Here is a 1973-nt window from a genome sequence, read left to right on the forward strand (position 1 = left end):
GGCCCATGGGGAGCAGTGGAACAGCCAACCCACTTAAGACTATAAATCAGATCAAATCCAAGTATATATGTAATATATAATTACAGAAAAAGCACTATTTTAGCCACACTAATTGAAATTTTATTCCAAATAACTTTTTTAAGGTAAATATAACCAATTGTTTTTAATGATTTTAATTGCTTAAGTGAGTTGGCTGTTCCACTGCTCCCCTAGGGCCAACGCCCACTTTTGGGGGTTGCTCCACAGAACACCTACAATCGGTAGTTTCCCATCGAAAACCAAACTCCGAGGCCTCCTATTCAAGCGTTACGACTTTGTCTAACAGTGCCATACTTAACCCTCGGGGGAAGTCAGGATACGTGTGCAAATGGGTCACTTCATTTTTAAAACGGACTATAACCCTCACTGAGTATAGGTTATAGCCTTTTGTCATAGAAATAGCTTTCAGACTAAATACCAAGTTCACTATGCGAACCAAGTCGAACCAGTTGCAGCGTATTTATATCTGGTTTTCTATAGATAAGAATTAAATCAGGCTTATAATGTGGCAGTCGCGATGATCACTCCAGTTATTAGTAAGAGCATGATCGCGGTGCTTTTCTGCTAATTCATTATCATTTGCAAGAGCTACCAACACCTCAACAAAGAGAGTTTCTAAAACCTCTCTATATTTTCCCTTCTTTTCACGTTTATAGTCTTTTTTAAATTGAGTGGTTTTTTCAATCCCCCGCATTTAAATCATCCATTAGAGAATCAATACTTTTGAATGAGCGTAATTTTCCTCTTCGAGCCTCTTTCATCGCCTCAATTGTTTTTTGATTGGGCACTAAAGGTTCAAAGGGTAAAGCCTTTTCACTCGCCACACGCGTTAATAGGAGACGAAATGCATCAGATACCGTTAAACCCATTGAGGCCAACACAGCAGAAGCTTCTTCTTTAATATGCCCATCGATTCTAGCTCGAACAACCGCATTTGCAGTCATAATAATCTCCATCACCTTATAAGCTACATTGTAGCCCATTTATGCAACTTCCGCCACTTCACTATCTATTTTAAATAGAGTTCTATCCCTTGTTAGGTACAGATTTGCGGGACGACGCGCTAAATCAAGTACATACTCACCAAAGCGCTTAATTTGCTCCGTTATGTATGGACTCATATGACTCAGATCTTCTGCTGTAATTGTATAACCCTCCTGTATTAAAGCGTGACATACATCAGAGATATCAATTACATTTTGCAGCATGATGCAATTGGCGATTAAATCATTTTGCTTAACGGCTTTTTCCATCTCATCGGGATCATTCGATGCAACCAAATATCTTGAGCCAAATCTAATCCAGTCCTCAAGCGTATGGTAGGACTCTATTTTATTTGTCGTTGCCGTGATTGTTTGCCTTAACTCTTTATTCGACACATAATCAAGCAAGAAAATCGTACGAATCACTTTGCCTAGCTCTTGAAATGCTTTATACAGCCTATTTTGATTGTTGTATGAATTAAGCTTGGACAGTATAAAGGAAGAAGATACTCCTCCTAATTTTACAGAGATGATGACCTGCATTAAGTCCTTCCAATGTTTTTCTAAAAGCTCCCAGTCAATTTCAGCCTCACAAAACATCGAATCAATATTGGTATATTTTGTTTTTTTATCAACTCGATACAGGTTCAAATCTTTCCAATTGCGAATCCTCGGCATTAACTGAATTCCAAGTAAATAAGCAAAAGCAAAGACTGGTAAGGACTGCCCCTGGGTATCTGAGTGAACAATATTTGGTTGCACCTCTGAGGCATTTTTTAGTAAGCCATCGATAATGTGTATGGCTTCCCATACCCCGTGCGACACGAAGTCGCCAACTAGAGCTGCGGTGCTCTGATACCGCCATCCATGCTACTGGATGAACCTACGATCCTGAATAAAGAGCGGATCGGACAAAGTAGCGAAACACGCAAGTGTGGGATTTGAAACGTA

Annotated in this window: 3 protein-coding genes and 1 pseudogene; all 4 read right to left on the reverse strand. The window is 39.5% G+C overall.

Annotation, left to right across the window (positions count from 1 at the left end; all coding sequences use genetic code 11):
- Window positions 1-449: 449 nt before the first annotated feature.
- Window positions 450-551 (reverse strand): type II toxin-antitoxin system YafQ family toxin, encoded by a 102-nt coding sequence (locus LDG_RS20835; protein WP_456085364.1) that lies wholly within the window; start codon window positions 549-551, stop codon window positions 450-452.
- On the reverse strand, window positions 527-733 hold the full coding sequence (locus LDG_RS12185) for a type II toxin-antitoxin system YafQ family toxin (RefSeq protein WP_006871682.1): 207 nt from the start codon (window positions 731-733) through the stop codon (window positions 527-529). The genes LDG_RS20835 and LDG_RS12185 overlap by 25 nt, the downstream gene beginning before the upstream one ends.
- Complete coding sequence (locus tag LDG_RS12190; RefSeq protein WP_006871683.1) at window positions 720-983, reverse strand: type II toxin-antitoxin system RelB/DinJ family antitoxin; 264 nt, start codon at window positions 981-983, stop codon at window positions 720-722. Before LDG_RS12190 ends, LDG_RS12185 begins: the two co-directional genes overlap by 14 nt.
- 39 nt (window positions 984-1022) lie before the next feature.
- Window positions 1023-1856, reverse strand: a pseudogene (locus LDG_RS12195) (Tn3 family transposase); the annotation flags it as partial.
- Between the last annotated feature and the right edge of the window lie 117 nt (window positions 1857-1973).

This window comes from Legionella drancourtii LLAP12, assembly GCF_000162755.2.
GTDB classification, from domain to species: domain Bacteria; phylum Pseudomonadota; class Gammaproteobacteria; order Legionellales; family Legionellaceae; genus Legionella; species Legionella drancourtii.

Excerpts from the sequence above, each read along its gene's own strand:
- LDG_RS12185 (WP_006871682.1), bottom strand. The coding sequence starts at position 733 with ATGCGGGGGATTGAAAAAACCACTCAATTTAAAAAAGACTATAAACGT.
- LDG_RS12190 (WP_006871683.1), bottom strand. The coding sequence starts at position 983 with ATGACTGCAAATGCGGTTGTTCGAGCTAGAATCGATGGGCATATTAAA.